This window comes from Streptomyces sp. CNT360, assembly GCF_000424785.1.
Genome location: NZ_AUKO01000020.1, coordinates 157,592 through 182,123, shown reverse-complemented (window position 1 = coordinate 182,123; position 24,532 = coordinate 157,592). Strand labels below are relative to the sequence as shown.

Genomic DNA, 24,532 nt, shown 5'->3' with positions numbered 1-24,532 from the left:
GAGCCCGTTGACAAAGCAGCACACGCGGCAGGGCACCACCGGCACGGAACGCGCCGTCACCTACGGCCTGCTCGGGCTGTTCTCCCTGATCGCGCTGACACCGGTCGCCGGGATCCTGTCCACCGCCGTCTCCAGCCAGTCCTCGCTGGACACCGGCTTCTCGCTCCCCGACGGGCTCAACTGGCGCAACTTCGCCGACGCCTGGACCCGCGGCCACTTCGGCACCTACCTGGTCAGCTCCGTGGTGGTGGCCGTCGCGGTCGTCGCCCTCACCACGGTGCTGGCCACCCTGGCCGCCTACGCCTTCGGCACCATGCGCTTCCCCGGCTCCAACGTGCTCTTCTACCTGTTCGTGGTCGGCCTCACCCTCCCGCAGGAAGCGGTGATCGTCCCCCTCTACTTCGACCTGCGGCACTGGGGACTCACCGACACCTACTGGGGGCTGATCCTGCCGCAGACGGCGCAGTCGCTGGCCTTCGGCGTCTTCTGGATGCGCACCTACTTCCGCAACACGCCGCGCTCCCTGCTGGAGGCCGCCCGCATCGACGGGGCCACCCACTGGACGGCGCTGACCCGCGTCCTGGTGCCCATGGGGCGGCCGGCGTTCGCCACGCTGCTCGTCATCGTGTTCATGTGGACCTGGAACGAGTTCCTGATGGCCCTGGTGATGGTCAGCGACGAGGCCCACCGCACCGTCCCGCTCGGCCTCGCCTTCTTCCAGGGACAGCACTCCTCGGACACTGCGCTGCTGGCCGCGGCCGCCGTGCTGATCGCGCTGCCCGTGGTCGTCGTCTACCTGCTGTTGCAGCGCCGGTTCATCCAGGGCATGCTCACCGGCTCGGCGAAGGAGTGACACCGGACCGGGGGGCGGTCGCGCCGGGGGTGAGGACGATGCGGTGCCTGGCCTCCTCCACCACCCGGGAGCGCGAGTAGACGAGGGGGAAGGCCTCGTCCGCCGCCCAGCGGGCGAACAGGTCCGCGTAGTGCGGGGAGCGCGGATCCCCGGACTGCCCGGGGGAGTTCATCGCCAGCGAGCCGTCCCAGTCGCCGACGTCCACCACCATCCGGAAGCTCGCCCCGCCGCTCTGGGCGAAGTCGGGCAGGTAGGGGGTGGCGCCCACGGTGTCGCCGCTGCCCGGCCGGGGAAGCGTCCCGACCCCGCACCACGCAGGCGCCTCCCGCACCCCCTGCTGGGCCAGCAGGCGCGCCACCGGGTGCCGCGGCGCCGCGCGGTGCAGCGCCCCCCAGGACCAGGACGCGGTGTCGGGTCCGAGCAGCGCGGTCAGGGCCTCCACCGCCTCGCCGAGCGTCTCCAGCAGCAGCGGCGGTACCTCGCCTCTCGGGTCCGGGGCCGCCAGCAGCCGCAGGTCCACCCGCGGATCGGACGAGTCGCCCTCGGCGGGCAGCACCCGCCGCAGTGCCTCGGCCGACCGGTCGGCGGGCACCAGCGGCCGCAGCGCGCGGCGCAGCAGCGCGGGCCGCAGATGGCGGCGGAACCACACCTCGAACAGCGCCGCGGCCGCCGAGTCCGCGGTGAGCCGCGCGTCCCAACCGCGCAGCAGCTCCAGGCCGTCACGTACCCGGGAGTCCTGTCCGGGCAGCCCCGCCAGCAGCGGCAGCACCCGCCGTGCGGGCAGGCTGAGGACGTCGGTCTGCAGCCGTACGCAGTCCGCGGCGCTCCAGTCGGCCCGCGCCGCCAGCGCTTCGGCGCAGCGCTCGTACCGGAACGGGGCGTACCAGTCGTGGGTGACGGGCCGTTCGTCGTGCGGGTGATCGGGCGGCAGGTTGAACTCGTTGGCGGTTGCCCACAATCCGGCCGCGGGATCGCGCACGGAGGGCAGCTCGTCGGCGTCCAGGAAGCCGTCCCACTCGTAGCGGCCGTCACCCGGCACCGGAAGCGTGCCGTCCCAGTTGCGCCGCCGCGGGATCCGTCCGGCCGGGCACCATCCCACGGTGCCGTCGGTGGCCGCGTACACCTGGTTCTCGCCCGGTGCGCCCCAGCTTCGCAGCGCCGCCACGAAGGCGTCGGGCGTCGTGGCGCCCATGTAGCGGGCACTGCCCAGGTACGGCGCCATCCCCGGGCCCAGCCAGGCGGCCCGCACGGCGAACGCGGCGTTCTCGGAGGGGCGTGCACGGATGACGGGGCCGTGCCGGGTGAACCACAGGTCGGTGCGGACCGGTTCCGCTTCCCTGACCGGGATCTCCTCCGTCACACACGTCATCGGCTCCCACCCGTCGCCGTAGGCGTAGGCGCGGGGGTTTCGCGGGTCGGTGCGGTAGACGTACAGGTCCTCCTGGTCGATCGGGAAGATGGTGAGACCGAACGCCAGGTGGCCGTTGTGCCCGATGGAGATGCCCGGCAGCGCCGGCTCGCCCGCGCCGATGACGTCGAGACCGGGCGCGGACAGGTGCGCCAGGTAGCGGAGGGAGGGCAGGGTGAGGGCGCGGTGCGGGTCGTTGGCCAGCAGGGGGCGGCCCGTCGCCGTACGGGACGGCGCCAGCACCCAGTTGTTGCTGCCGTCCACGCCCTGGCGGGGTGCCGCCTGAGCCGCCCACGGCGGGGTGGTGGCCAGCTCGTACACGCGCAGGACGTCGTCGGGGACGACGGACAGGTCCAGTCCTTCGGGCACCCGCAACGTGTGCCCCTCGGGGTCGCGCGCCTTGCGCAGCTCCTCGACCTCGGGCCCGAAGTCGCGCAGTGTGCGGGCCCGCGCCACTTCCTCGCGGAGGTTGGAGAACACGCCGTGGGTGCGGATCCGGGCCAGGTCGCCGGCGTCCCAGAACGCCGGGGTGTGGCCGAGTGCGGCGAACTCCGGCGGGGCGGGCACCGCTTCCTCCCGTACCAGCGTGACGTAGGCGTTGACACCGGCGGCGAACGAGCGGGCCATCTCGCGCGTACCCGGCCCGTACGCCGCCCACTCCTCGGCCATGTCGCCCCGGTACAGGAACAGGCGGGCCGCCCGGTCGTGCTCCACGTACCGTGCGCCGAACGCCTCGGAGAGGATCCCGAGCCCGCGGCGGCGCCACAGGTCGAGTGCGAAGAGCCGGTCACGGGCGGCGTTGAAACCCTGGGCCAGGAACAGGTCGGCGCGGGAGGCGGCGTACAGGTGGGGGACGCCCCAGCGGTCGACGAGGATCTCGACGGGCTGCTCCAGGCCGCTCACCGCGAAGCGGGTCGTGGCCACCGCCGGGCCGCCTCCGCTCACCTGGGCGCCGTCCCCTCGTGCACGCATGCTCCGCCGACGTACGTGGCCTGCACCGGAATGGCCGCGATCCCGCGCGGGTCCACGGTGCGGGGATCGTCGCCCAGCACGGTGAAGTCGGCCAGGTAGCCGGGCGCGAGCCGCCCCTTGACCGCGTCGGTGCCCTCGGCCCGGGCCGAGCCGAGCGTGAAGATCCGCAGGGCCTCGGCCGGGCTCACCCGCTGGGAGGGGCCGACTAGGGCACCGTCGTCGACGCCCTCCCGGGTCACCATGGACTGGAGCCCCAGCAGCGGCTCGTACGGTCCGCACGGGTAGTCGGAGGAACCGGCGACGGTCACCCCGGCGTCCAGGAACCAGCGGTGGGCGAACATCCGCTCCGCCCGCTCGGCCCCGTACCACCGGTTGAGCGCGTCCCCGTGGTAGGCGGGGTAGCCGGCGAAGGGCACGGCGACGGCCCCCAGCGCGCGCATCCGCGCCAGGATGTCCTCGTCCACCACCGTGCAGTGCTCGATCCGGTGGCGCAGTCCCGGCCGCGGCAGCTCGCGGGCGGCGGCCTCGAACGCGTCCAGCACCAGCCGGATCGCCGCGTCCCCGTTGGCGTGCACACCGATCCGGTTGCCGTCCGCGTGCACCCGCCGCACCTGCGCCCTCAGCTCCTCGGTGGGGGTGGTCTGCAACCCGCGCGCCCCGTCGGCCGAGTCCGCGAACGGCTCCGAGAGCAGGCAGGTACGGCCGCCGACCGCGCCGTCCGAGAACGCCTTGACGCCGACCAGCCGCAGCAGGTCGTCCCCGAAACCGCTGCCGACCCCCAGCTCGCGCGCCGCGTCGTAGTGATCGATCGACAGCAGCATGCCGGTGCGCAGGGTCAACTCGCCGCGGGCCCGCGCCTGGTGCAGCAGGGCGATGTCGTCGGGGGCGACCAGTGCGTCGGTCACCGAGGTGAGACCCGCCGCATGCCACAGCCGCTGGGCACGGGCCAGACCGCGCAGCCGCTCCTCGCGGGTGCTCGGTGCCAGAGGGGAGTGCCCGCGGGCGGTGGCCGGGTAGACGAGGTTCATCATGGCGCGTTCGACGAGCCGCCCGTCGAGCTGCCCGTCCGCTTCCCGCCCGAAGTCCCCGCCGTCCGGCGGCGTGGTGTCCTCGTCGATCCGGAAGGCCCGCAGCGCCGCCGAGTTGGCCACGCCCCAGTGCCCGGCCACGTGCACCACCAGCACCGGGTGGCCCGGCGCCACCCGGTCCAGATCGCGGCGGGTGACGCGGCCGGTCTTGGCGTCGTCGTAGCGGCTGCCCCGGATCCAGGCGCCGGGTGCGGTCCGCCCGGTCTCCTCCCTTACCCGCTCCAGCAGCGCCTCGCGGTCCGGGACGGCGGCGGCCGACAGGTCGAGGTGGAGCAGGTCCTCGGCGGCCATCACCAGGTGCAGGTGGGCGTCGTTGAGGCCGGGCACCACGGTCGCGGCGCCGAAGTCGACCTCTCGCGCGCCGGGGAACCTCTCGCGCAGCGCGGCGACCGTGCCGGTGGCGCGGATCCGTCCCTCGGCGACGGCCAGCGCCTCCGGCTCCGGGCCGCTCCCGGTCTCGGGTCGGGCCGCGTCCGCTCCCGCCTGGCTGACGATGCGGGCGGCGCGGTAGAGGACGGGCGTGGTCTCGCGCAGGGCGCCGTGCGCGGAGTCGTTCATACCGATTCTCCCTTCGGGCCCGGCTCCGGGACGGGGGCCGGGGCGTTCTGGGCCGGGGTGCGGGGCGGGGCGGTCGTACCGCGGGACGGTGCGCGTGGCCCGGCCCAGGTGACGGCGAGGGCCACCAGCAGGTTGGCGGCGAGGCCCAGCACGCCGCCGTTGACGCCGTGCCACGGGTCGTTGTCCGTCCACCACAGCAGCGCTACCGTGGCCAGCCCGACGAGCATGCCCGCCACCCCCGCCGAGGCGGTCAGCCTCCGCCAGAAAAGCGACAGCAGGGCGAGCGGTACGAGTTGGGCCAGCCCCTCGTAGGAGAGGACCGAGAGCTGCACCAGCGTGTTCGGGTAGAAGAGGCTGCCCAAGAGCGCCACCGCTCCGGCCAGCAGGCAGACGAGCTGGGAGAGCCGTTTGACGCGCAGGTCCTCCGTACCGCCGGCGCCGCCCGCCCCGGTGGCGCCGCCTCCCGCTGCGCGGTGGGCGCGGCTGCGCGGGTCCGCACCGTTGCCGCCGCCCAGCAGGGTGCGCCCGCACAGGGTGCCGATGGCCAGCATGAACACGCTCATGGGCACGATCGCCGAGAGGGCGCCCGCCACCCCGATCACCGCGACGACGGGCGAGGGCAGGGAGTCCGTCACCAACCGGAACAGCGCCAGGTCCGGGTTGTCCAGCGACGGCAGGACGAACAGCGCGGTGGCGCCGACCACCATCGGGATGAACAGCAGCAGTTGGTACCAGGGCAGCAGCACGGCGTTGCGGCGCAGCGCATCGGGACCCTTCGCGCTCAGATACCCCGCGACGGTGGTGGGGAAGATGGAGATGGTCACCGCGTTGAGCAGCAGCGTCGTCACGAACCAGGTGCCGCTCAGCCCGCCGGAGGCATGCCCCGGGAACGTCAGCCACTCGGGCTTCTCGTGCACCATGCGTGCCATGAAGTCCCCGTAGCCGTCGAGGTAGTGCAGCGGCACCCACACGGCCAGGAACACCACGGCCACGATCACCAGGACGTCCTTGAGCACGCTCACCCACGCGGAACCGCGCAGCCCCGAGATCAGGACGAACGCCTCCGCGACGACGAACGAGACCACGGCAGCCACGTGCAGGTCGACGCTGCCGTACGTCATCGCGTTCACCACCACGCCCATGCCCTGGATCTGGACCTGCACGTACGGCACGATGAACACCGTCGCCACCACCGCCACCAGGATGCCCACCGGGCGGGACCGGAACCGGTGCTCGGCGATGTCCGCGATGGACAGCAGCCGGTGGCGGCTCGCGTACGTCCACAGCGCCGGGCCCACCACGTACGCCACCGCGAAGCCCACCGACAGGTAGGCGACGAGGTAGAGGATCGGCACCCCGTAGGAGTACGACCACCCGGCCGTGCCCAGGAACGAGAAGCTCGTGTAGGTCTCGCCGGCCATCAGCAGCCAGATGAACAGCACGCCCAGACCCCGGCTGGAGACCGACCACTCGGCCATCCCCTTGTCCCGGCCCCGGGCGCTGAGCACGCCCACCCCGAGGGTGGCCGCCATCGCCAGTCCGAAGATCGTCGTCGCCACCGCCGCCGAGCCGCTCATCGCCGGCCCTCCCCGTCGTGTCCGCTGCCGCGCCCGTCGGCGTCGCCCCTCCGGTCCGTCCCGTCCGCGTCGTCCACCGGCAGGGGCTCCACGGCGCCCTGGCCGAAGGCCGGATCCAGCCGGGAGACCGCCCAGATGACCAGCGGGCTGAGGACCGTCGCCGCGACGATCCAGAACAGCAGGAACGGCAGGCCCAGGACGCGGGGTTCGATGCGGTTGGCCACCAGGGGCGCCGCGCAGTACAGGGCGGCCGGGACGACCAGCAGCCACAGCGCCGGGCGTCCGGCCGTGACGCGCGGGAGCCCCTCCAGCGGGTCGTCCGCTTCCTGCTCAGGGTGCGAGTCCGGCATGTGCGCGATGCTCCTTGCCTCGTGGGGGTCGGCAGTGGGCGGGCCGGGCCGCCGAGGTCACAGGGCGGGGTCGTACCGGCCGTCGACGGCGGTCCACCCGCCGTCGACGGTCAGCACGCTGCCCGTCACGAACGTGGCGGCGTCCGAGATCAGGTAGACCACCGCGCCGGCGATCTCGTCGGCCCGCGCCCAGCGTTGCAGCGCGGAGGCCCGCGCATACGCCTCGTACCACTCCTGGTCCGCGGCGATCTGGTCGGTCAGCGGAGTACGTACCACGCCGGGAGCCACGGCGTTGAACCGCACCCCCTGCGGGCCCCACTCGGCCGCGGCGGTCCGCAGCAGCTGGACGAGTCCCGCCTTGGAGGCGGCGTACACGCCCTGGCCGGGCTCCACCTGGAAGGCGCGCATGGAGGCGAGGGAGACGACCGAGCCGCGGCCCCGCTGCGCCATGGCCGGCGCACAGGCCCGCACCAGCGAGAAGTGCGCCCGCAGGTTGAGGGCGACCACCTGCTCGAACTCCTCGACGGAGTAGTCCGCGAGGCGTTTGCGGACGTTGACGCCGACCGTCACCACCAGCCCGTCCAGCGGCCCCCACGCCTGCGCGGCGGCCCGCAGTGCGTCCTCGTCCAGCACGTCGAGGGTGTACGCCTGCGCGCCGGGACCGGCCAGCTGGGCGGTCCGGCCGGCACCCGCCTCGTCGCGGTCCGCGACCACCACCTCGGCGCCCTGCGCCGCCAGGGCGCGCGCGGCCTCCCGGCCGATGCCGCTCCCACCGCCGACGACGGCCACCCGCCGCCCGTCCAGCCGGAACAGGCGTCCGTAGTCCACCGCGCCCGCCGCATCCCCCGCGTCCGCCGTGCTCATGGCTTGATCACCGCCATCTTCGTCACCGTCAGCTCCTCGATCGCGAACCGTGGGCCCTCCCGGCCGACACCGGAGTCCTTGACACCGCCGTACGGCGCGACGTCGCAGCGGTAGCCGGGCACCTCGTTGATGACCACGCCGCCGACATCGAGCTCGTCCAGGGCCCGGAACGCGACGTCGAGCCGTTGCGTGAAGACGGCCGCATGCAGGCCGTAGCGGCTCGCGTCCACCGTGGCGAACGCCGTGTCCAGGTCGGGCACCGCTCGCAGACAGACGACGGGGCCGAAGACCTCCTCGTCCCACACCGGCTGCCCGTCGGGCACGTCCGCCAGCAGGGTGGGCGTCACGCACCGTCCCCGCCGTGCGCCACCCGCCACCACCCGGGCGCCCGCCTCCCGCGCCTGCGCGATCCACGCCAGCACCCGCTCGGTGGCCGCCTCGTCGATCAGCGCGGCGACCCGGGTGCGCTCCTCACGCGGGTCGCCCACCGCCACCGAGGCCAGCTTCTGAGTGATCCGGCGCTCCAGCGCGGCGGCCACCGGTTCCTCCGCCACGACCCGCTGGACGGCGATGCACGCCTGCCCGGAGGCGTAAGTGCCGCCGCGCACCACGGCGTCGGCCGCGGCGTCGAGGTCGGCATCGGCCGCGACGACCAGCGCGGCGTTGGAACCGAGTTCGAGCACCACCTTGCGGGGCGCGGCGTCGCGCGCGATGCGGTGGCCCACGGACGCCGAGCCGGTGAAGGAGACGGCGGCCACCGCCTCGTGGGTGGTGAGGGTACGGCCCACCTGCGCGTCACCGGTCACCAGTTGGACGGTGCCGGCCGGTACCTGTTCGGCGGTCAGTTGCTCGCGCACCAGGTGCACCAGCCACAGCGTGGCCAGCGGTGTGGCCGGCGCGGGCTTGACGACGACCGGGCAGCCGGCTGCCAGGGCAGGGGCGATCTTGTGGGAGGCGAGCATCATCGGATAGTTGAAGCCGGCGACCCCCACCACGACACCGACCGGGCGCCGCGTCCAGAAGCCGGTCATCCCGTCCCCGGACGGCAGCCCGTCCAGCGGCACCGTCTCCCCGTGCACGTGCACCACCTCGTCGGCCGCGGCCCGCCAGGTGGCGACGGCGCGGACGACTTCCGTACGGCAGTCCACGCGCGGCTTGCCCGTTTCCAGGACCAGCAGATCCTCCATCCCCGCCGCCACGCTCTCCAGCGCGTCGGCGACACCGCCGAGCACCGAACGGCGGGTCCGGGTCGGCAGCGCCGCCGTGGCGCGGCGCAGGGCGGCGGCGTGCTCCACCGCCTGCCGGGCCAACGCCTCGCCCCCGAGGGGAGCTTGCGCGACGAGGCTTCCGTCGTACGGGAAGAGCACGTCCTGCTGCTCGGGCGCGGGCACCCAGCCGTCACCCACCGGCAGCCCGCGCGGGAACTCCTCCCGGTCCCACAGGCTCATGCCGCGGCACCCTTCGCCGGTACGCCGCCGGTGAGGAACCGGTGCGCCGCCACCGCGTACACCCGGGCGTACTCGCCGATCTCCCGCACCTCGACGTACTCGTCCTTCTGGTGGGCGATCCACTTGCCGCCCGGCCCGTAGACCACGGTGGGCAACGAGGCGTCCCGGGTGAGGATCGTGCCGTCCGTGGTGCCGGGCACCGCCCCGAACGCCGGGGCCGCGCCGTGCACCTGGGTGTGGGCGGCCACCAGCCCGGCGACCAGCGGGTGGTCCTCGGGGATCTCGACGGCGGGGCGGTCGTCCACGACGGTCACCCCGACCGCCACCCCGAAGCCGGCTGCGGCCTCCTGGGCCGTCTGCCGGATGCGGTCCACGAGTTCGGCGTGGCCGGTGCCCGGGACCGTGCGCACGTCGATGCCGACGACGCCGTGCGCGGGGATGACGTTGAGCTGGTCCGGGTCGCCGCCGAGCAGCACCGTCGGAGTGACCGTCACCGAGCCGGCGTGCGGGTGGGCGCCGAAGCGCCCGGTCGCCCACTCCTCCACCGCGGCCATCGACTCGACGATCCTCGCGCCCGCTGCGATCGGGCTCCGGCCCTCCTGCGGCATCGCCCCGTGCGCCATCGCGCCGCTCAGGTCCAGCCGCAGCCGGATGCCGCCGCGCGCGGAGGTGCACACCTCGTACCCCTCAGGTTCGCAGACGACGACGCCGTCCACCTCGGCCGCCAGCGGCGAGGCGGCGAAAGCCTTGGCGCCCAGCATCATGCCCTCCTCGTCGGCCAGCACGCCGACCACGATCCGGCCGGGGAAGGGGCCCGCCTGCTGAAGCGCACGCACCCCGTGGATCATCGCCGCGACCCCCGACTTCATGTCGGCGGTGCCCCGCCCCCACATCCGCCCGTCGCGGATCTCGGCGCCGTAGGGATCCACGCTCCAGTCGGCGGCCTCGCCCTCGGTCACCACGTCGGTGTGTCCCTCGAACATGAGGGTCGGACCGTCACCCCCGCCGCCTTCGACGACTGCCACGACGTTCGGGCGGCCGGGCGCCACCTCGGTGACGGTGTGCTCCCACCCGAAGCGGGTGAACAGATCCGAGACCAGCTCGGCGGCCGGTTTCTCAACGGCCTCGGCGCCCTCGCAGTTGACGGTGCGCAGCCGCACCAGCTCCTGGGTGAGGGCGACGGCCGCCTCGGTGTCGGGCACGGGCTCCCACGGCAGTGCGCCGGGACCGGACTGCATGGCCCACCTCCATGTCCTTTCCCGAGCCGCCCGACCGGAGAGCCAGGCGACTGGTCAGACCAGTTGATCGTCCGTACTCTGCTGGCGCAGGACGGCTCCGGTCAAGGGGTCGGCACACAGGCCACCACACGAGAGGGGGAGAGATGCCGGCGCAACCCGAGGGGCACATCCCGGAACAGGCCGCCTTCCGGCCGGTGCGCCCCGTGCGTGCCTACCAGCGCGTGGCCGAACAGATCGAGGAACGCATCCTGGGCGGCGACCTGCCGCCCGGCTCCCGGCTGCCGGGCGAGCGCGAGCTCATGCGCCAGTTCGACGTGGGCCGCTCCACGGTCAGGGAGGCGCTGCGCGTCCTCCAGTCCTCCGGGCTGGTCCGCTCGCGGCCGGGCGACCCCCAGGGCGCGGAGGTCCTGGGCGTCTCACCCGACACCCTCAGCCACGCCCTGGGCCGCCTCGCCCGCTCCCACCTGTCCGGGCTGGGGGAGCTGATCCAGTTCCGGATGCTCCTCGACGCGGAGAGCTACCGGCTCGCGGCGCGCCTCCACACCGAGGACGACCTGAAACGGCTCACCGGCCTGGTGGACCGGATGGAGGAGGGCGTACCGGCGGGGCCGCACGGCTTCAGCGAAGCCGATGCCGCGTTCCACCGCGTGGTGGCCGAGGCCAGCGGCAACGCGCTGCTGGCCCTGTGCGCCCGCGCCGTGCACGACGCGGTGGTGGACGCCATCGAAAGCAAGCTGGCGCGTGCCCAGCACACCGGCGAGGCCGTCGAGGCGATGCGGCGGTCGGTCGCCCATCACCGCCAGATCCTCACCGCCCTGCGCGCCCGGGACGGGGCGCGCGCCGCCCGCCTGGGCAGGGAAGCCCTCCACGACCACTTCGCCCCGCACCTCCCGCCCCGCGACCGGCTCAGGCTGCGGGCGGCCCTGGAGACGAGCCGACCGTGGACGGCGACCTGGGGCGAGCTCCTTGCGGCACTGGACTCGTTGGCGCCGGGCGACATGGTCTGTTTCGGCACCGGCCCCGTGACACCGGACGAGCACTGCCTGGTCACCGCGGGCGACGCGTCGGCGGACGGCGCCGGTACGGGTGTAGGTACCGGCGCCGACGACAGTGCCGACGCAGGTGTCGACGGCGGCGTGCCCGCCGAGGCGGCGGCGCGTGGCTGGCACCGCTGCCTGCTCAAGGGGCAGATCGAGGACGTGGTGTCCGACCTCCGCCGCCAACGGGGGCACCCCCCGGACCAGCAGCTGACCCTGCGAGGGATCGCCCACTACGCCGCCCACGGCACCTTCCTGCGGACCGGCGCCGCCGGGGGGCGCGCTGATACCGAGGACCCGTAGGGGGCGGTGCCCGGGCGTCCGCCGCTTGTGTCGAGGTGCTGCGGCCGTCGGGCCCGAGCCGGTGCTACGTCTCGGTGGTGGGCCCCGCAACGAGTTCGCGGAGGTCGGAGAGGGTGGGGGCGGGGCTGAGCCACGCGGCAGGGGTGGGGCCGCCGGTGTAGCCGAGGACGGGCATGCGGGCGGCCCGGGCGGCGCGTACCCCGGCGGGGCTGTCCTCCACCACCAGGCAGTCGGCGGCGGGCACTCCGCACTCCGCGGCGGCGTGCAGGAACAGGTCAGGGGCCGGCTTGCCCTCCGGTACGTCGTCGGCGCTGAAGACGCGCCCGGCGAAGCGGTCCCACAGCCCGGTGGCCGTCAGCGAGTGGCGGATGCGGGGATGGCTGCCGCTGGAGGCGACGCAGTAGGGCACGCCCCGGGCGTCGAGGGCGTCCAGCACCTCGGGCACCCCCGGCATGGTGTGCGGGGCGGCGTCGAAGGCGGCGGCGACCCGGGCGCGGTACTCGACCAGCCAGTCCTCCGCCACGGGCACCGTCGCGCGGGCGCGGACCTGCGCGAGCAGGTACGGCTCCGAGGTACCCAAGAAGCGCTCCAGCACCTCGCGCGGTGTCAGGGGCCAGCCGGCCTCGGTCGCCATCGCGGCCACCACCTCCGGGCCGATCCGCTCGGTGTCCACCAGCACCCCGTCGCAGTCGAAGACGACGAGCCGGGTCACCGCGAGCGCCGCCGGACCGGGGGAGGCGGGGGAGGGAGAGGGAGTGGCGTTCATGCGGGCCACTCCATCACGGCGGACCGGCCGCTCCGGGGCGGGCTCCGGGAGCGGCAGCCCGACCGTCGGACGTCGGAGGTCTCGGGGTGGTGCGGCTGTCACCGGGCGGAGCGGCGGGAAACGGCGGGAGAAACCACCAGGTCGGCCCCGTGCAGATCGGCGACGCCTACCTCGGCGACTTCCTGAAGGAGGTGCGTCAGCAGCAGGACGGCTGACGTCCCCACGGGCCGGCGTCGGCCCGCGCTCTGCCCGGTCACCGGCCGCCCGGCCCCGCGCCGGGCGGCCGGTGGTGCCGGGCCGCCTCAGCCGGTCCCGGTCAGCTTTCCGGTCACCCAGTCGTGAAACTCCCCGATGTGGTGCTCGCTGGGCACCAGTACCCCGCCGTCCCGGTAGGCGCGGGAGGACATGGCGGGCTGGGTGCGCTCGCACGCGGCGAAGTCCTGGAGGTTGACGCGGTGGAAGAGCTCCACCGAGTGCGTCAGATCGGTGCCCTCGGCCACCACTTGGGGGGCGTAGAGCCAGTCGCACTCGACCAGGGTGCGGTCCTGGGCGAGTGGGAACATGCGGTGCCAGATCACGTGGTCGGGCACCAGGTTGACGAAGACCTGCGGGCGGACGGTGACGGCGTAGTAGCGGCGGTCGTGTGCGTCGGGTACGCCCGGCAGCCGTGCGAAGCCGGCGCTGCCGTCCACCGTGAACCCTTCGGCCTCGGAGGCGAACTCGGGGCCGTGCCCCACGAAGTACTGTGCGGCGAATCCGTCGGCGAACTCCGGGAGGACCTCGGTCAGTTCCGGGTGGATGGTGGCGCAGTGGTAGCACTCCATGAAGTTCTCGACGATCAGCTTCCAGTTGGCCGCCACGTCGTAGGTGTGCCGCTTGCCCAGCGCCAGCGACTCGACGCCGTAGTGCCCGATGACGTCGTTGCTGCCGAGCCGGTCGGCGACGTCGGCCATCACTGTTTCCTGGAACGACGGCGGCTCGGCGGCCAGGCACACCCAGGCGTACCCCAGCCACTCGTGCAGCGCCACGGAGTGCAGCCCGAATGCGGTGCGGTCCACGTCCGGCATCCGCGTCAGGTTGGGCGCGGCAGTGAGCCTGCCGTCCAGGTCGTAGGTCCAGGCGTGGTACGGGCACTGCAAAGACCGGCGTACCTGGCCCGTCTCCTGGGTGCACAGCCGGGCGCCCCGGTGCCGGCACACGTTGAGGAAGGCCCTCAGCTCGCCGTGCCGGTTGCGGGTGAGCAGCACGTTCTCCCGGCCGACCTGGACGGTGCGGAAGGCGCCGGGGGCGGCCAGGTCGGCCGAGCGGACGGCGCAGAACCACTCGGTCTCGAAGATGCGTTCCTGCTCACGCCGGAAGGTGTCCGGGTCGGTGTAGTGGTCACCGGGCAGGGTCGCCAGCAGGCTGCCGACGGCGGTCGTCATGGTGTGGTCACTCCCTCGGACGCGGCGGACTGCCTCAGCGGGTCGAACAGGACGATCGGGTGCTCGGTGCTGCCCTCCAGCGCCAGATCGGCGACGATCTCGCCGACGACGGGGACGAACTTGAAGCCGTGCCCGGAGAACCCGCACGCCACGGTGACCGAGTCCGGGTGCTCCGGGTGCCGGGCCAGCACGAAGTGCTCGTCAGGCGTGGTGGTGTACATGCACGTCACCGACCTGTGGTGGCGGCCGGGCAGCGCGGGGAGGCGGGGCCGCAACTGCGCAGCCATCGCCTCGATCTCCTCCGGGTGCACGGTCCGGTCGATGGTCTCCGGGTCGCACACGGTGCCCCGGCGGAAGAACGCGACCTTCGCGCCGCCGTCCGGGCCCTCGATCGCGGGGAAGCCGTAGACCTGGACCCCCGCGGCGTCCTCCCAGATGTAGATGGGGTGCTGCTCCGGTGCGAACGCCGCGGTGCCGCCACGCGGATGGAACCAGTGCATGATCTGCCGCTCGATGGTGAAGCCCACCCCGAGGTCGGCCAGCAGGCGCGGCGCCCACGCGCCCGGGCACACCACCAGGTGCCCGGCGGTGTAGACGTCCTCCGCGGTGTGGACGCGTACGCCCTTGCCGCTCGGCAGCACCTCCCACCGGGTGACCGGCTCCTCGAACCGGAGCTCGGCGCCGGACTGCTGGGCGAGCTGCACCTGCGCGGCGACGGTCGCCTCCGGGCGGACGAAACCGGCCCGCTCCTCGAAGAGGGCCACCTCGTCCGGGGCGGGGGTGAGGGTGGGGAAGCGGCGCCGTATCTGTGCCGCGTCCAGCATCTCGTGGGGCAGCCCCCACTGCTGTGCCGAGCGCAGGCTGCCTGCCACCGTACGGCTGTCCGGGCGGCCCACCATGACGCCGCCGCACAGGGTGGCGAGGCTGCGGCCGGTGTCGCGCTCCAGCTTGGCGAACAGTTCGTAGGAGCGCAGCAGCAGCGGTACGTAGGCCGGATCCTCGAAGTAGGACTGGCGGGTGATGCGCGAGCCGCCGTGGCTGGAGCCGCGGTTGTGCGCCGGGCCGAACCGCTCCAGACCGAGGACGCGGTGGCCGCGGGCGGCCAGGTGGTGGGCGGCGGCACTGCCCATGCCGCCGAGGCCGATGACGATGACGTCGCGGGGATGTGACATTGCGGACCTCCTTGCGCGGGGCCCCGGCGGGGGAGGGGCCGGGGCCCCGCGGGCCGTGTCTCAGCGGCGGATACGGGCCATCTCGGGGTCGAACAGGGGCTCCGCGGCGACCGTTGCCGCCACCTTCTCGCCGAAGTACTCGACGTGCACGGGGGTACCCGGCTCGGCGGCGTGCGCCGGCAGCCACGCGTACGCCACGCACCGCCCGACGCTGTAGCCGTAGCCGGCGCTGGTGACGTACCCGGCGACGACTCCGTCGAGGTGGACGGGTTCGCTGCCCATGACCACCGCGGCCGGGTCGTCCAGGGTGAGGCAGAGCAGTCGGCGCTCCGCCGCGCCCCGGGCCGCGAGTGCGTCCCGCCCGACGAAGTCGCCCTTGGCGGGGCGGACGGCGAAGGAGACACCGGCCTCCTCGGGGGTGTGCTCGGCGCTCATGTCGGCGCCCCAGGCGCGGTACCCCTTCTCCAGGCGGAGGCTGTTGAAGGCGCTGCGCCCGGCGGCGACGACGCCGAGCCGCTGACCCGCCTCCCACAGGGTGTCCCACAGCCGCAGCCCCACATCGGCGTCGGCGTACAGCTCCCAGCCGAGCTCGCCCACGTAGCTGACCCGCAGCGCGGTGACCGGGACGTGGCCGACGAAGGTATCGCGCGCTTTGAAGTAGCCGAACGCCTTGTGGGAGAAGTCGGTGGGCGTCAGCGGCTGCACCAACTGCCGGGCCAGCGGGCCCCAGACGCCGATGCAGCAGGTGCCGGAGGTGATGTCGCGCACCTGGACGTCCGCGGGGGCGTGCCGCACGAGCCGGTCGAGGTCCGCGGGGGTGTTGGCGCCGAGCTGCCAGCGGTCGGGCCCCAGGCGTGCGGCGGTCAGGTCGCTGCGGATGCCGCCGGCCTCGTCCAGCAGCAGGGTGTAGGTGACCGCGCCGGGCCTCTTGGCGAGGTTGTTGCTGGTCATGCGCTGCAGGAAGTCCAGCGAACCGGGCCCGGTGACCTCCAGCCGCCGCAGCGGTGTCATGTCGTACAGGGCGACCTTCTCGCGCGTCACCCTGGCCTCGGCGGCGGCGACGGGGGACCAGTGCCGGGCCGACCAGGCGTCGCGCTCGGGCAGCTGAAGGGACAGCTCCTCGACCAGCGGCGCGTTGGCCTCGTACCAGTGCGGCCGCTCCCAGCCGCCCGACTCCAGGAAGTGGGCGCCCAGTTCCTGCTGGCGAGGGTAGAAGGGGCTGGTACGCAGCGGACGGGCCCGCTGGGGCGGCTGGAGGGGGTGGATGACGTCGTACACCTCGACGAAGCTGGCCTCGCCGCGCTCGTGCACGTACGCCGCGGAGCGCTGGGCCTTCTCGAACCGGTGCAGGTCGCACTCGTGCACGTCCACGCTGGTGCGGCCGTCCGTCATCAGCTCGGCCACGGCGCGCGCCGCGCCCGCGGAGTGGGTGACCCACACCGCCTCGGCGAGCCAGAAGCCGCGCAGGGTGGCGGACTCGCCCAGCAGCGGCATCCCGTCCGGGGTGAAGGAGAAGACCCCGTTGAAGCCCTCCTCCACCGCGCAGTCGCCGAGCGCGGGGAGCATGCGGCGGGTCTCCGCCCAGCTCGCGGCGAAGTCCTCCGGCGTGAAGGGGAGGGAGGAGGGCATGACGGGCGACTCGTCGTAGGACGGCACCGCGTACGGGTCCACCGGCAGCGGGCGGTGTGCGTAGGTGCCGATGCCGATACGGCCGAGCCCGCCGCCTTCATCGAGGTGTTCGCGGTAGTACAGGTCGTGGTCCTGGTGGCGCAGCAGGGGACGCACCGCTTCCTGGCGGGGGCCGTTCCCTCCGCTCAGCGCGGGCAGCGGCGCCGTCTTCGCGTACTGGTGGGCCAGCGGCAGCAACGGCACGTCCACCCCCGCCATGGCGCCGATCACCGGGCCCCAGAAGCCGGCCGCGGAGATCACGTGGTCGGCGGGGAAGGTGCCGCGGTCGGTGACCACACCGGTCACCCGGCCCCCCTCCCGTTCGATGCCGGTGACCGTGTGCCGGTCCAGGAAGCGGGCGCCGCGCTGCTCGGCACGCCGGATCTGTGCCCGGCAGGCCAGGGTGGCGCGGGCCAGCCCGTCCCCGGGGGTGTGGAAGCCGCCGAGCACGGTGTCCGCGTCCAGCATCGGGAACAGCTCCGCGCACCGGGCGGGGCCGACCAGTTCGCCCTCCACACCCCACGCGGCGGCGAGTCCCGCCTTGCGGTGCAGGTCGAGCCGGCGCGCCTCGGTGGTGGCGACCTCCAGCCCGCCGACCGGCAGGAAACAGGGGCGCCCCGCCTCGCTGAGCGCGCTGAACTTCTCGACGGTGTAGCGGGCGTACTGCGTCATCGTCCTGGAGGTGTGGGTGCGGAAGACGAGGCCGGGTGCGTGCGAGGTGGAGCCGCCGGGGGAGTCGAGCGGCCCCTGTTCGAGGACGGTCACCTCGCGCCAGTTGCGGGCGGTCAGTTCGTCGGCGAGCGAGCAGCCGACGATGCCGGCGCCGATGATGACGACGCGCTCGTCGCGCGGGGGCGCCGCGCGGGGGTCGGGGACGTTCACAGGACCACCACCGATCGCAGCACGGTGCCGCGCTGCATGCGTGCGAAGGCTGTCTCGACCTCGTCCAGCGCGATCGTCTCGGTGACGAAGGCGCCCAGGTCGAGCTTGCCGCTGAGGTACAGGTCGATCAGGACGGGGAAGTCCCTGCTGGGCAGGCAGTCCCCGTACCAGGACGACTTGAGGGCGCCGCCCCGGGAGAACACCTCCTGGAACGGCAGCTCCAGCCGCACGTCCGGCGCGGGTACCCCCGCCAGGACGAGCACGCCCGCCAGGTCCCGCATGGCGAAGCCCTGGAGGTAGGTCTCGGGGCGGCCGACAGCCTCGATGACGACGTCGGCACCGAAGCCGCCGGTCAGCTCCTGCACGGCCGCGACCGGGTCGGTGCCGCGGGAGTTGACGCTGTGGGTGGCCCCGAACTGGGTGGCCACGTCCAGCTTGGCGTCGTCGATGTCGACAGCGATCACGCGGCGCGCCCCGGCCAGCGAGGCAGCCGCGACGGCCGCGTCGCCGACGCCGCCGCAGCCGATGACCGCGACGGTGTCGCCGTGGGAGACCCCGCCGGTGTGTACGGCCGCGCCCCAGCCGGCCATCACGCCGCAGCCGACGAGTCCGGCGGCCTCGGGGCGCGCCGCCGGATCGACCCGCACGGCCTGTCCGGCGGCGACCAGCGTCTTCTCGGCGAAGGCGCCGATGCCCAGCGCCGGGCTGAGCGGGGTGCCGTCCAGCAGCCGCATCGGCTGCCGGGCGTTGAGTGAGTCGAAGCAGTACCAGGGCCGCCCTCTGCGGCAGGCGCGGCAGCTTCCGCACGGGGCTCGCCAGGCGAGGACGACGAAGTCGCCGGGGCGCAGGCCGGTGACGCCGGGGCCCGTCTCCTCGACGACGCCCGCGGCCTCGTGGCCGAGCAGGAAGGGGAAGTCGTCGCCCACGGCGCCTTCCCGGTAGTGCAGATCGGTGTGGCAGACACCGCATGCCTGGACGGAGACGAGGACTTCCCCGGGGCCGGGGTCCGGTACCAGGACCGTCTGCACCTCGGCGGGGGCGTCCTTCTTCATCGCGATGACAGCGCGGACCTCGTGTGGCATTCCCAGACCTCGCAGTTGTTGCGTAGTGCACGACTGGTTGCGCTATGGGAGACATAGTGAGAACGCCGGTCCCCGCCGTCAAGAGATGTGGATCAGCGGTTGATGACGGACCGTCAGAAACGCCGACTGCGGGCCCGGCGTGTGCCGGACCCGCAGTTATGGGAGGTCGGGGCGGTGTATTCGCTGACGCCCCGTCAGGAAATTGTGACGTCCGTGGCGGTCGGTGCCGCCGTTGCGGTCAGTATGCGTAGCCCATGCGGCGGGAGAGATCCTGGGCCGCGGCCATCGTGCGCTTGGCGACCTCGTGCAACTGCTCCTCCTCCAGCCGGTAGGAGGGTCCTGACACGCTGATCGCGCCGATCACCTTGCCGTCGTGCGCCCGCACCGGCGCCGCAACCGCGTGCAGCCCGATCTCCAACTCGTCCCGCGCGACCGCGAATCCGTTCTTGACGACCGACTTCAGCTCGGTCCGCAGCTCGCCGGGGGAGACCACCGTGGACTCCGTCAACCGCGGCAGCTTCCGGGCCAGCACGCTCTCCTGCACCGGCTTGGGCTGGTGCGCCAGGAGCGCCTTGCCGCTGGAGGTGGCGTGCAACGGGGTGCGCCGGCCCAGCCAGTTCTGGGCCGTGACCGAGGAGGAGCCGCGCGCCTGCATGATGTTGACCGCCGCGTCGTCGTCCAGCACCGCGATGTTCGCCGTCTCGCCGGCCTCCTCCGCCAGCTCCCGGCACACCGGGGCGCCCTCCTGGGAGATGTCCAGCCGGGACGCGGCAGCCCCCGCGAGTCTCAGCACCCCGGGGCCGAGGTAGTACTTGCCGCGGTCCTGCTCCTGCGAGACCAGGCCCCTGGCCTCCAGCACGCCCAGCAGCCGGAACGCCGTCGATTTGTGGACGCCCAACTCCTCGGCGATCTCGGTCACTCCGGCGTCGGTGTGCCGGGCGAGGATCTCCAGCACGCTCACCGCCCGGTCGACCGACTGGACCGAGGCAGCCGCTCTGCTGGACTGCCTGGCCGACCCTGTGTCCTCCGTCTTTCTGCTCATGTCTGCAACGTCACCGCCTGGTGGCCTGGTTGTGGTTCCCGGTTGCCGGCGCGCGGCCGCGCCTCCTCCTGTGTCGCGTCTCGGCGGGGGGCTTCGAGCGGGTGCTTGACGTGAGGCCCCACCGCTTGGATTCTGTTGCGCATCACGCTCCATCGTGCGCGATACGGAACTCGGATAGTAGCGAAGTGCCTCACCGCACGACCCCGGCCGTCCACCGTCCGGGGTGCGCAACCCCGCCTACTCGAACGTGCTCGCGAGGTGAATCACCATGATCCCCGTCTGCCGCCTTGCCGACCTGCCCGCCGGTGAGTCCGTCCGTCTCGACCTCGAACCTCCCATCGCCGTCTTCCATGCCGACGGCGAGCTGTACGCCATCGACGACACCTGCACCCACCAGGACGCGTCCCTCTCCGAGGGCTGGCTCGAGGGCTGTCTGGTCGAATGCCCGCTGCACGCCGCTTCATTCGACCTGCGTACCGGCCGTCCCACCTGCCTCCCCGCCCGCAAGGCGGTCCGCACCTACCCGGTCAGCGTGCTCGACGGCACCGTGTGGGTACACGTCGAGTCCGACCAGGCCGCCGCGCTACCCCAGCCCGTCGCCCTCGGGCAGCCGCAACCCGCCACCGCCGCACAAGGGAGCGCCGCATGAAGACCCTCGCCGTGATCGGTGCCTCTCTCGCGGGACTCCACGCCGCGCTCGCCCTCCGCGAGGAGGGGTACGACGGGCGGTTGGTGATCGTAGGGGAGGAACACCATCGCCCTTACGACCGCCCTCCCCTCTCCAAGGAGTTCCTGACCGGCGCGCTCACCGCCGAGAGGCTCTCCCTCGCCGACGCGGAGGAGACCGTCGCACTCGACGCCGACTGGCTGCTGGGCACCCGCGCCGAAGGGCTCGACCCACCGTCCGGCACCGTCGCGCTGTCGAACGGCCGCACCCTGGCCGCCGACGGCGTGGTGGTGGCCACCGGAGCGGTGCCCCGCACCCTTCCCGGCGAGCCACTGGAGGGGGTGCACACCCTGCGCACCCTCGACGACGCCGCAGCGCTCCGCGCCGACCTGGGCCACGGCCGGGTGCGGGTCGTCGTCATCGGTGCCGGGTTCATCGGGGCCGAGGTCGCCTCCTCCTGCGCCACCCTCGGCCACGACGTCACCGTCGTCGAGGCCGCCCGGCAGCCGCTGTTGCCGCAACTCGGTGCCCGCATGGCCGCCTTCTGCGCCGACCTGCACACCGACCACGGCGTCACCCTGCTGACCGGGACCGGGGTGCGCGGGCTCCGCCCCGAAGACGCCGACGGGCGACCTCCGGCCCGGGTCGGATGGGTGGAGCTGGCCGACGGGCGCCTCCTCCCCGCCGACGTGGTGGTGGTCGGCGTCGGCGTGCGCCCCGCCACCGACTGGCTGGCGGACTCGGGGCTCGCCCTGGACGACGGCGTCGTCTGCGATGCGGGCGGCGTCACCGCGGTGCCCCGCGTGGTCGCCGTCGGCGATGTGGCCCGCAGCGCCGGACACCGCTGCGAACACTGGAGCGGCGCCATGGAGAGCGCGTCCGTCGCGGCCCGCAACCTGCTGGCCGGGGCCACGGTGGAGACCTGCAACGCGCTGCCGTACTTCTGGTCCGACCAGTACGGCGTCCGCCTCCAGCTCGCGGGGCGGCCCGGGGCGGCCGACACCGTACGCGTGGTCGAGGGCGCGCCGGAGGACCGCAGCTTCCTCGCGCTCTACGAACGCGAGGGCACCCCCACCGCCGTCCTCGCCGCCAACCGCCCCCGCCCCTTCACCAAGGCACGCCGCGAACTCGCCCGCGCGGGCGGGCTGGCGGCGGTCTGAGCGGCAGTTCGGGGCACCTCGGCCGGACGGAGTCGGCCGGTGGCCTGCCCGCCCGGCCGAGGTACCGGACGCCGCGCGTCAGTTGCTGGTCGGTTCCGGCGGCTTCTCGCTCGGCCGCACGATGACGAATCCGTCCCCGTCGAGGCGGAGCTGCACCGCCTCGCCCGAACCGCCGCGGATCATCGACCCGAAGCTCTGCGAACGGTGCAGCGAGGTCTGCAACTGGGCGCTCCAGCCCACCACGGCGTCGGTGTCCACGAACACCGGCGCCTGCTGCGAGACGGGAATGACGATGGGGGAGCCCTCGCAGATCACCCCGAGCCTGCCCTGGCCGGAGAAGACGCTGTTGAACAGTCCGCCACCTGCCATCCCCGCGCCCTTGACCACCCCGATGTCGTAGTGCAGCCCGGCGTCGAAGCACAGCACGTTGCGGCCGTTGACGGTGAGCGAGTCGCCCGCCGCTATGTCCACGACGAAGCAGTTGGCCGCCTCGTGCGCGAACCAGGCCTCGCCCTGCCCGCTGACCGTCATCAACGCCAGGCCCTCCCCGGTGACCTGACGCTTGAGGAAGTTGCCGACCCCCTGCCCTTTCTTCTCGAACCGCAGGTTCCCCCGGAAAGCCACCATCGACCCCTGGCGCGCATAACACTCGCCGTTGACGGTGTACTTCACACACTTGTCGTTCTGCAGCTCCATGCCCGGGGCCGTGGGCGGCTGCGCCATGTTCTTCGAAGCGAAGAGCTCACTCTGCATGGCTGTATTGTCCCCGGAACGCGCCGCACGACCAGCCCCGCCACCACACCCCGTCCAGGAGCAGCGTGCCGCCTGCCTTCGTTCACCGGATCACGAAGTACGACCCCGCCGACCGCGACGAACACGGCACCTACCAGGGTGCGCAGGAGGCGGTCAGCGACCACGGGCCGGTCGAGGCCGCATACCTGGAGGCGATCTCCGCGTTCGCGCAAGCTGCGGGCATCGACCGGCTGGAGATTCGTGAGCCCTCCGTCGCCGGCCACGTCCACCTCGGTGCCCAGCCGGCGGTCGAGGGGCACGGTCTCAGCGGGCTCTTCCCGGCTGACCTCGCCGGTTACCACGACGGGGCCGAGGTCTCCCTGGCAGTGGCCCTGGAGCTGGTCCGCGTCATGCTCCGTGAGCAGGGCGCCTGGTGCCGGCTGGAAGCAGAAGACGTTTTCGCCGTGCACGTCGGATGGGACCAGTACGTGTACGTGGGCAGCGACCAGCTCTGCACAGACGCCGTGGCCCGTACGCGGCAACTCGGCCTCTTCACGGAACGGCTGCCGTCCTCACCCTACGCCGCGGAACGAGAGGTGACAGAAGCCGCCGACGAAGGGTTCTGGGCGTCGGTGTGCACCGAGCTGGTGGCGCGACAAGGCCTGCTCCTGGAGGAAACTCCCCTCGTGAACGTCACACGCTGGCACCGTCTCACCACGGAAAACCTCAACACGGTGCGCGCCGGTCTCGGCCCGCGCGCCCTGCTGACTGTCTGGCCCGACCTGCAACCCGACGTCGGCGCGGTCCTGACCGCACTGCCGTCCGAAGGGCACATCGAGTTCGTCTGGGAGACGAAGGACGGCACGATCGAAGACGTGACCGTCGATGAGACCCGGTACCAGGAGCTCGCTGCTCTGGTAGCCGACGCGCGAGCGGCCCGCGCCGTGTCCCTCTGCACCGACGAACGTAGTCCACTGCTCCAAGCCGCTCTACCCGACAGCGACGGCGTGCTGCGCGCACGATGGTGACCCGATTCATGAGGCGAGGCTCAGGAGTTGCCACGGCACCGGCTGAGCTGTCGAATGGGGACGGTCGAGGTCCACGCCGCTGACGCCGCGTCCATCTGGCCGCACCAGTGCAGTTGGAGGACCCTTCGTGCCGACGCACGTCGACGCGGGCAGGTCCGGCCTGGATCTGGCGACGGCTGGACGAGACGGTGGACAGTTACGTGGCGGGCAGGTGGGGACGACGCATTCTGCTCGGTGCACGATCTCGTACAGGAACCGGTGCTCGCGAGCGACCCGGTGCGGCACTTCAGCTGGCGCCGGTATCAGCGGCACCGTCCTGGCGTGTAGTTACTGATCAGCACGGGTCGTCACCACGGCGTGGAGGTCACGGGGGATCCGTGCTGCCCGGGCCCCGTGGCCGCCGGGTCCCACGGGGCGTCCTCGCCCACCCGGCGGGGGACCGACGCGCTTCGTAGGCATGACGGCGACTGGAGCGAGAGCGCGGCCCGCCTGGCCCGCGCACTGCGCACCGTCCTGCTCGCCCATCGCGACGGGGCACGCATCTTCGCCGGTACGCAGTCGACCGGCCCGAACACTTTGGGCTTCGCCGACAGCCTGATCGGGGTGCTGCGTGAGGCGGGCTTCGACGACGCCGACGCAGCGCGGGCGCTCTATGCGGTGGCCAATTTCACCGTCGGCCACACCCTGGAGGAACAGGCGACCCTCCGGCCAGGGGACGGGGAGCCCCCTCGGGCGGGGGCCCTGCACGAGGCGGTGGGGCAGGGACGTACCCGCACCTCGCCGCCACCCTGCCGGTGCTTGCCGGTACGGACTTCACGGAGTACTTCGAGTTCGGACTGCGGCTGCTCCTGGACGGACTGCGGGCCGCGCGGCAGTGAGCCCGGCGGCCCCCGTCCCCCGCCTCATCGCAGCCCCCCCGTCGCCCCTCCCCGTCGAGCCGGGCCGACCGCTCACGCGAGCCCCCGGCTGCGGCAGTCGGCCGGACCGCCGTCATCCGTCAACGGCAGACGAGAACGGCGAGCCGGACCCGGTGCCAAGGGCTGCGCCACGGGGAGCGGAACACGGGCGGGCCTGGCGTCGCGGGCCCGTGACCGGCGAGTCCCTGCGGGTACACGCGGTCGTTCCGGCATTGCAGCCTGGCCGCGGGGGGCAGGAGAGTCGGGTTCCCGGGAGGTGCACTCTCCCGCCGCCACCTGCCGGATGGCCCGCGCCT

20 protein-coding genes and 1 pseudogene are annotated in these 24,532 nt (G+C 73.3%); 7 read left to right on the top strand and 14 right to left on the bottom strand.

The features are described from left to right. The first annotated feature begins 7 nt into the window (after positions 1-7). Positions 8-853 carry an ABC transporter permease subunit gene (locus tag H297_RS0118795; protein WP_027738327.1) on the top strand — a complete coding sequence of 282 codons (846 nt, stop codon included), beginning with the start codon at positions 8-10 and terminating at the stop codon, positions 851-853. Here the strand turns inward: H297_RS0118795 and H297_RS37115 are convergent. Genes H297_RS37115 through H297_RS0118760 form a run of 7 tightly spaced genes read right to left on the bottom strand, consistent with a single transcriptional unit; the run spans position 831 to position 10,356 of the window. After that, positions 831-3,233, bottom strand: coding sequence for a penicillin acylase family protein (locus H297_RS37115; protein WP_064744846.1), 2,403 nt, complete (start codon positions 3,231-3,233; stop codon positions 831-833). The two genes, H297_RS0118795 and H297_RS37115, sit on opposite strands and share 23 nt — an antisense overlap. Further along, positions 3,203-4,879, bottom strand: a complete 1,677-nt coding sequence (locus H297_RS0118785; protein ID WP_037794637.1) for an amidohydrolase — start codon at positions 4,877-4,879, stop codon at positions 3,203-3,205. The genes H297_RS37115 and H297_RS0118785 overlap by 31 nt, the downstream gene beginning before the upstream one ends. Beyond that, a complete protein-coding gene (locus H297_RS0118780; RefSeq protein WP_027738325.1) occupies positions 4,876-6,456 on the bottom strand; it encodes a sodium:solute symporter family protein in 1,581 nt (526 codons plus the stop codon). Before H297_RS0118780 ends, H297_RS0118785 begins: the two co-directional genes overlap by 4 nt. Next, complete coding sequence (locus H297_RS37110; RefSeq protein WP_064744845.1) at positions 6,453-6,806, bottom strand: DUF3311 domain-containing protein; 354 nt, start codon at positions 6,804-6,806, stop codon at positions 6,453-6,455. The genes H297_RS0118780 and H297_RS37110 overlap by 4 nt, the downstream gene beginning before the upstream one ends. Positions 6,807-6,863: 57 nt before the next feature. After that, the gene (locus tag H297_RS0118770) at positions 6,864-7,670 is read right to left on the bottom strand and encodes an SDR family oxidoreductase (RefSeq protein ID WP_027738324.1); all 807 of its coding nucleotides are present in this window, start codon (positions 7,668-7,670) and stop codon (positions 6,864-6,866) included. Continuing rightward, positions 7,667-9,118, bottom strand: a complete 1,452-nt coding sequence (locus H297_RS0118765; protein ID WP_027738323.1) for an aldehyde dehydrogenase family protein — start codon at positions 9,116-9,118, stop codon at positions 7,667-7,669. The genes H297_RS0118770 and H297_RS0118765 overlap by 4 nt, the downstream gene beginning before the upstream one ends. Then, on the bottom strand, positions 9,115-10,356 hold the full coding sequence (locus H297_RS0118760) for an ArgE/DapE family deacylase (RefSeq protein WP_027738322.1): 1,242 nt from the start codon (positions 10,354-10,356) through the stop codon (positions 9,115-9,117). The genes H297_RS0118765 and H297_RS0118760 overlap by 4 nt, the downstream gene beginning before the upstream one ends. Positions 10,357-10,499: 143 nt before the next feature. Here H297_RS0118760 and H297_RS42785 point away from each other — a divergent pair, with 143 nt between their 5' ends. Continuing rightward, entirely contained in the window at positions 10,500-11,696 is a 1,197-nt protein-coding gene (locus H297_RS42785) for a FadR/GntR family transcriptional regulator (RefSeq protein ID WP_064744844.1), read from the top strand. 64 nt (positions 11,697-11,760) lie between these two features. Here the strand turns inward: H297_RS42785 and H297_RS0118750 are convergent, their stop codons facing one another. Then, entirely contained in the window at positions 11,761-12,462 is a 702-nt protein-coding gene (locus tag H297_RS0118750) for an HAD-IA family hydrolase (RefSeq protein ID WP_078514278.1), read from the bottom strand. 89 nt (positions 12,463-12,551) lie between these two features. Here H297_RS0118750 and H297_RS44370 point away from each other — a divergent pair, with 89 nt between their 5' ends. Beyond that, a complete protein-coding gene (locus tag H297_RS44370) occupies positions 12,552-12,677 on the top strand; it encodes a hypothetical protein (RefSeq protein WP_486589568.1) in 126 nt (41 codons plus the stop codon). Positions 12,678-12,764: 87 nt separating this feature from the next. Here the strand turns inward: H297_RS44370 and H297_RS0118740 are convergent, their stop codons facing one another. The 5 genes from H297_RS0118740 to H297_RS0118720 form a co-directional block, all read right to left on the bottom strand. Then, positions 12,765-13,886, bottom strand: coding sequence for an aromatic ring-hydroxylating dioxygenase subunit alpha (locus H297_RS0118740; RefSeq protein WP_027738320.1), 1,122 nt, complete (start codon positions 13,884-13,886; stop codon positions 12,765-12,767). Then, the gene (gene solA / locus H297_RS0118735; protein ID WP_027738319.1) at positions 13,883-15,058 is read right to left on the bottom strand and encodes an N-methyl-L-tryptophan oxidase; all 1,176 of its coding nucleotides are present in this window, start codon (positions 15,056-15,058) and stop codon (positions 13,883-13,885) included. Before solA ends, H297_RS0118740 begins: the two co-directional genes overlap by 4 nt. 60 nt (positions 15,059-15,118) lie before the next feature. Continuing rightward, positions 15,119-17,608, bottom strand: a complete 2,490-nt coding sequence (locus H297_RS0118730; protein WP_027738318.1) for an FAD-dependent oxidoreductase — start codon at positions 17,606-17,608, stop codon at positions 15,119-15,121. After that, positions 17,605-18,690 (bottom strand): S-(hydroxymethyl)mycothiol dehydrogenase, encoded by a 1,086-nt coding sequence (locus H297_RS0118725; RefSeq protein ID WP_027738317.1) that lies wholly within the window; start codon positions 18,688-18,690, stop codon positions 17,605-17,607. Before H297_RS0118725 ends, H297_RS0118730 begins: the two co-directional genes overlap by 4 nt. A gap of 238 nt (positions 18,691-18,928) precedes the next feature. Further along, positions 18,929-19,732 carry an IclR family transcriptional regulator gene (locus H297_RS0118720; protein WP_027738316.1) on the bottom strand — a complete coding sequence of 268 codons (804 nt, stop codon included), beginning with the start codon at positions 19,730-19,732 and terminating at the stop codon, positions 18,929-18,931. Positions 19,733-20,000: 268 nt separating this feature from the next. On the opposite strand from H297_RS0118720, the gene H297_RS0118715 reads away from it, so the two are divergent. Beyond that, entirely contained in the window at positions 20,001-20,381 is a 381-nt protein-coding gene (locus H297_RS0118715) for a bifunctional 3-phenylpropionate/cinnamic acid dioxygenase ferredoxin subunit (protein WP_027738315.1), read from the top strand. After that, positions 20,378-21,559, top strand: coding sequence for an FAD-dependent oxidoreductase (locus H297_RS0118710; protein ID WP_027738314.1), 1,182 nt, complete (start codon positions 20,378-20,380; stop codon positions 21,557-21,559). Before H297_RS0118715 ends, H297_RS0118710 begins: the two co-directional genes overlap by 4 nt. 78 nt (positions 21,560-21,637) lie before the next feature. Here H297_RS0118710 and H297_RS0118705 read toward each other — a convergent pair whose 3' ends face one another. Next, positions 21,638-22,312: an AIM24 family protein gene (locus H297_RS0118705; protein WP_027738313.1), complete on the bottom strand. Its 675-nt coding sequence runs from the start codon at positions 22,310-22,312 to the stop codon at positions 21,638-21,640. A 65-nt stretch (positions 22,313-22,377) separates the two neighbouring features. Between H297_RS0118705 and H297_RS0118700 the strand changes: the two genes are divergently transcribed. Then, entirely contained in the window at positions 22,378-23,319 is a 942-nt protein-coding gene (locus H297_RS0118700) for a hypothetical protein (RefSeq protein ID WP_027738312.1), read from the top strand. A gap of 459 nt (positions 23,320-23,778) precedes the next feature. Beyond that, a pseudogene (locus H297_RS37100) lies at positions 23,779-24,197 on the top strand (TetR/AcrR family transcriptional regulator C-terminal domain-containing protein); the annotation flags it as partial. Positions 24,198-24,532: the final 335 nt, after the last annotated feature.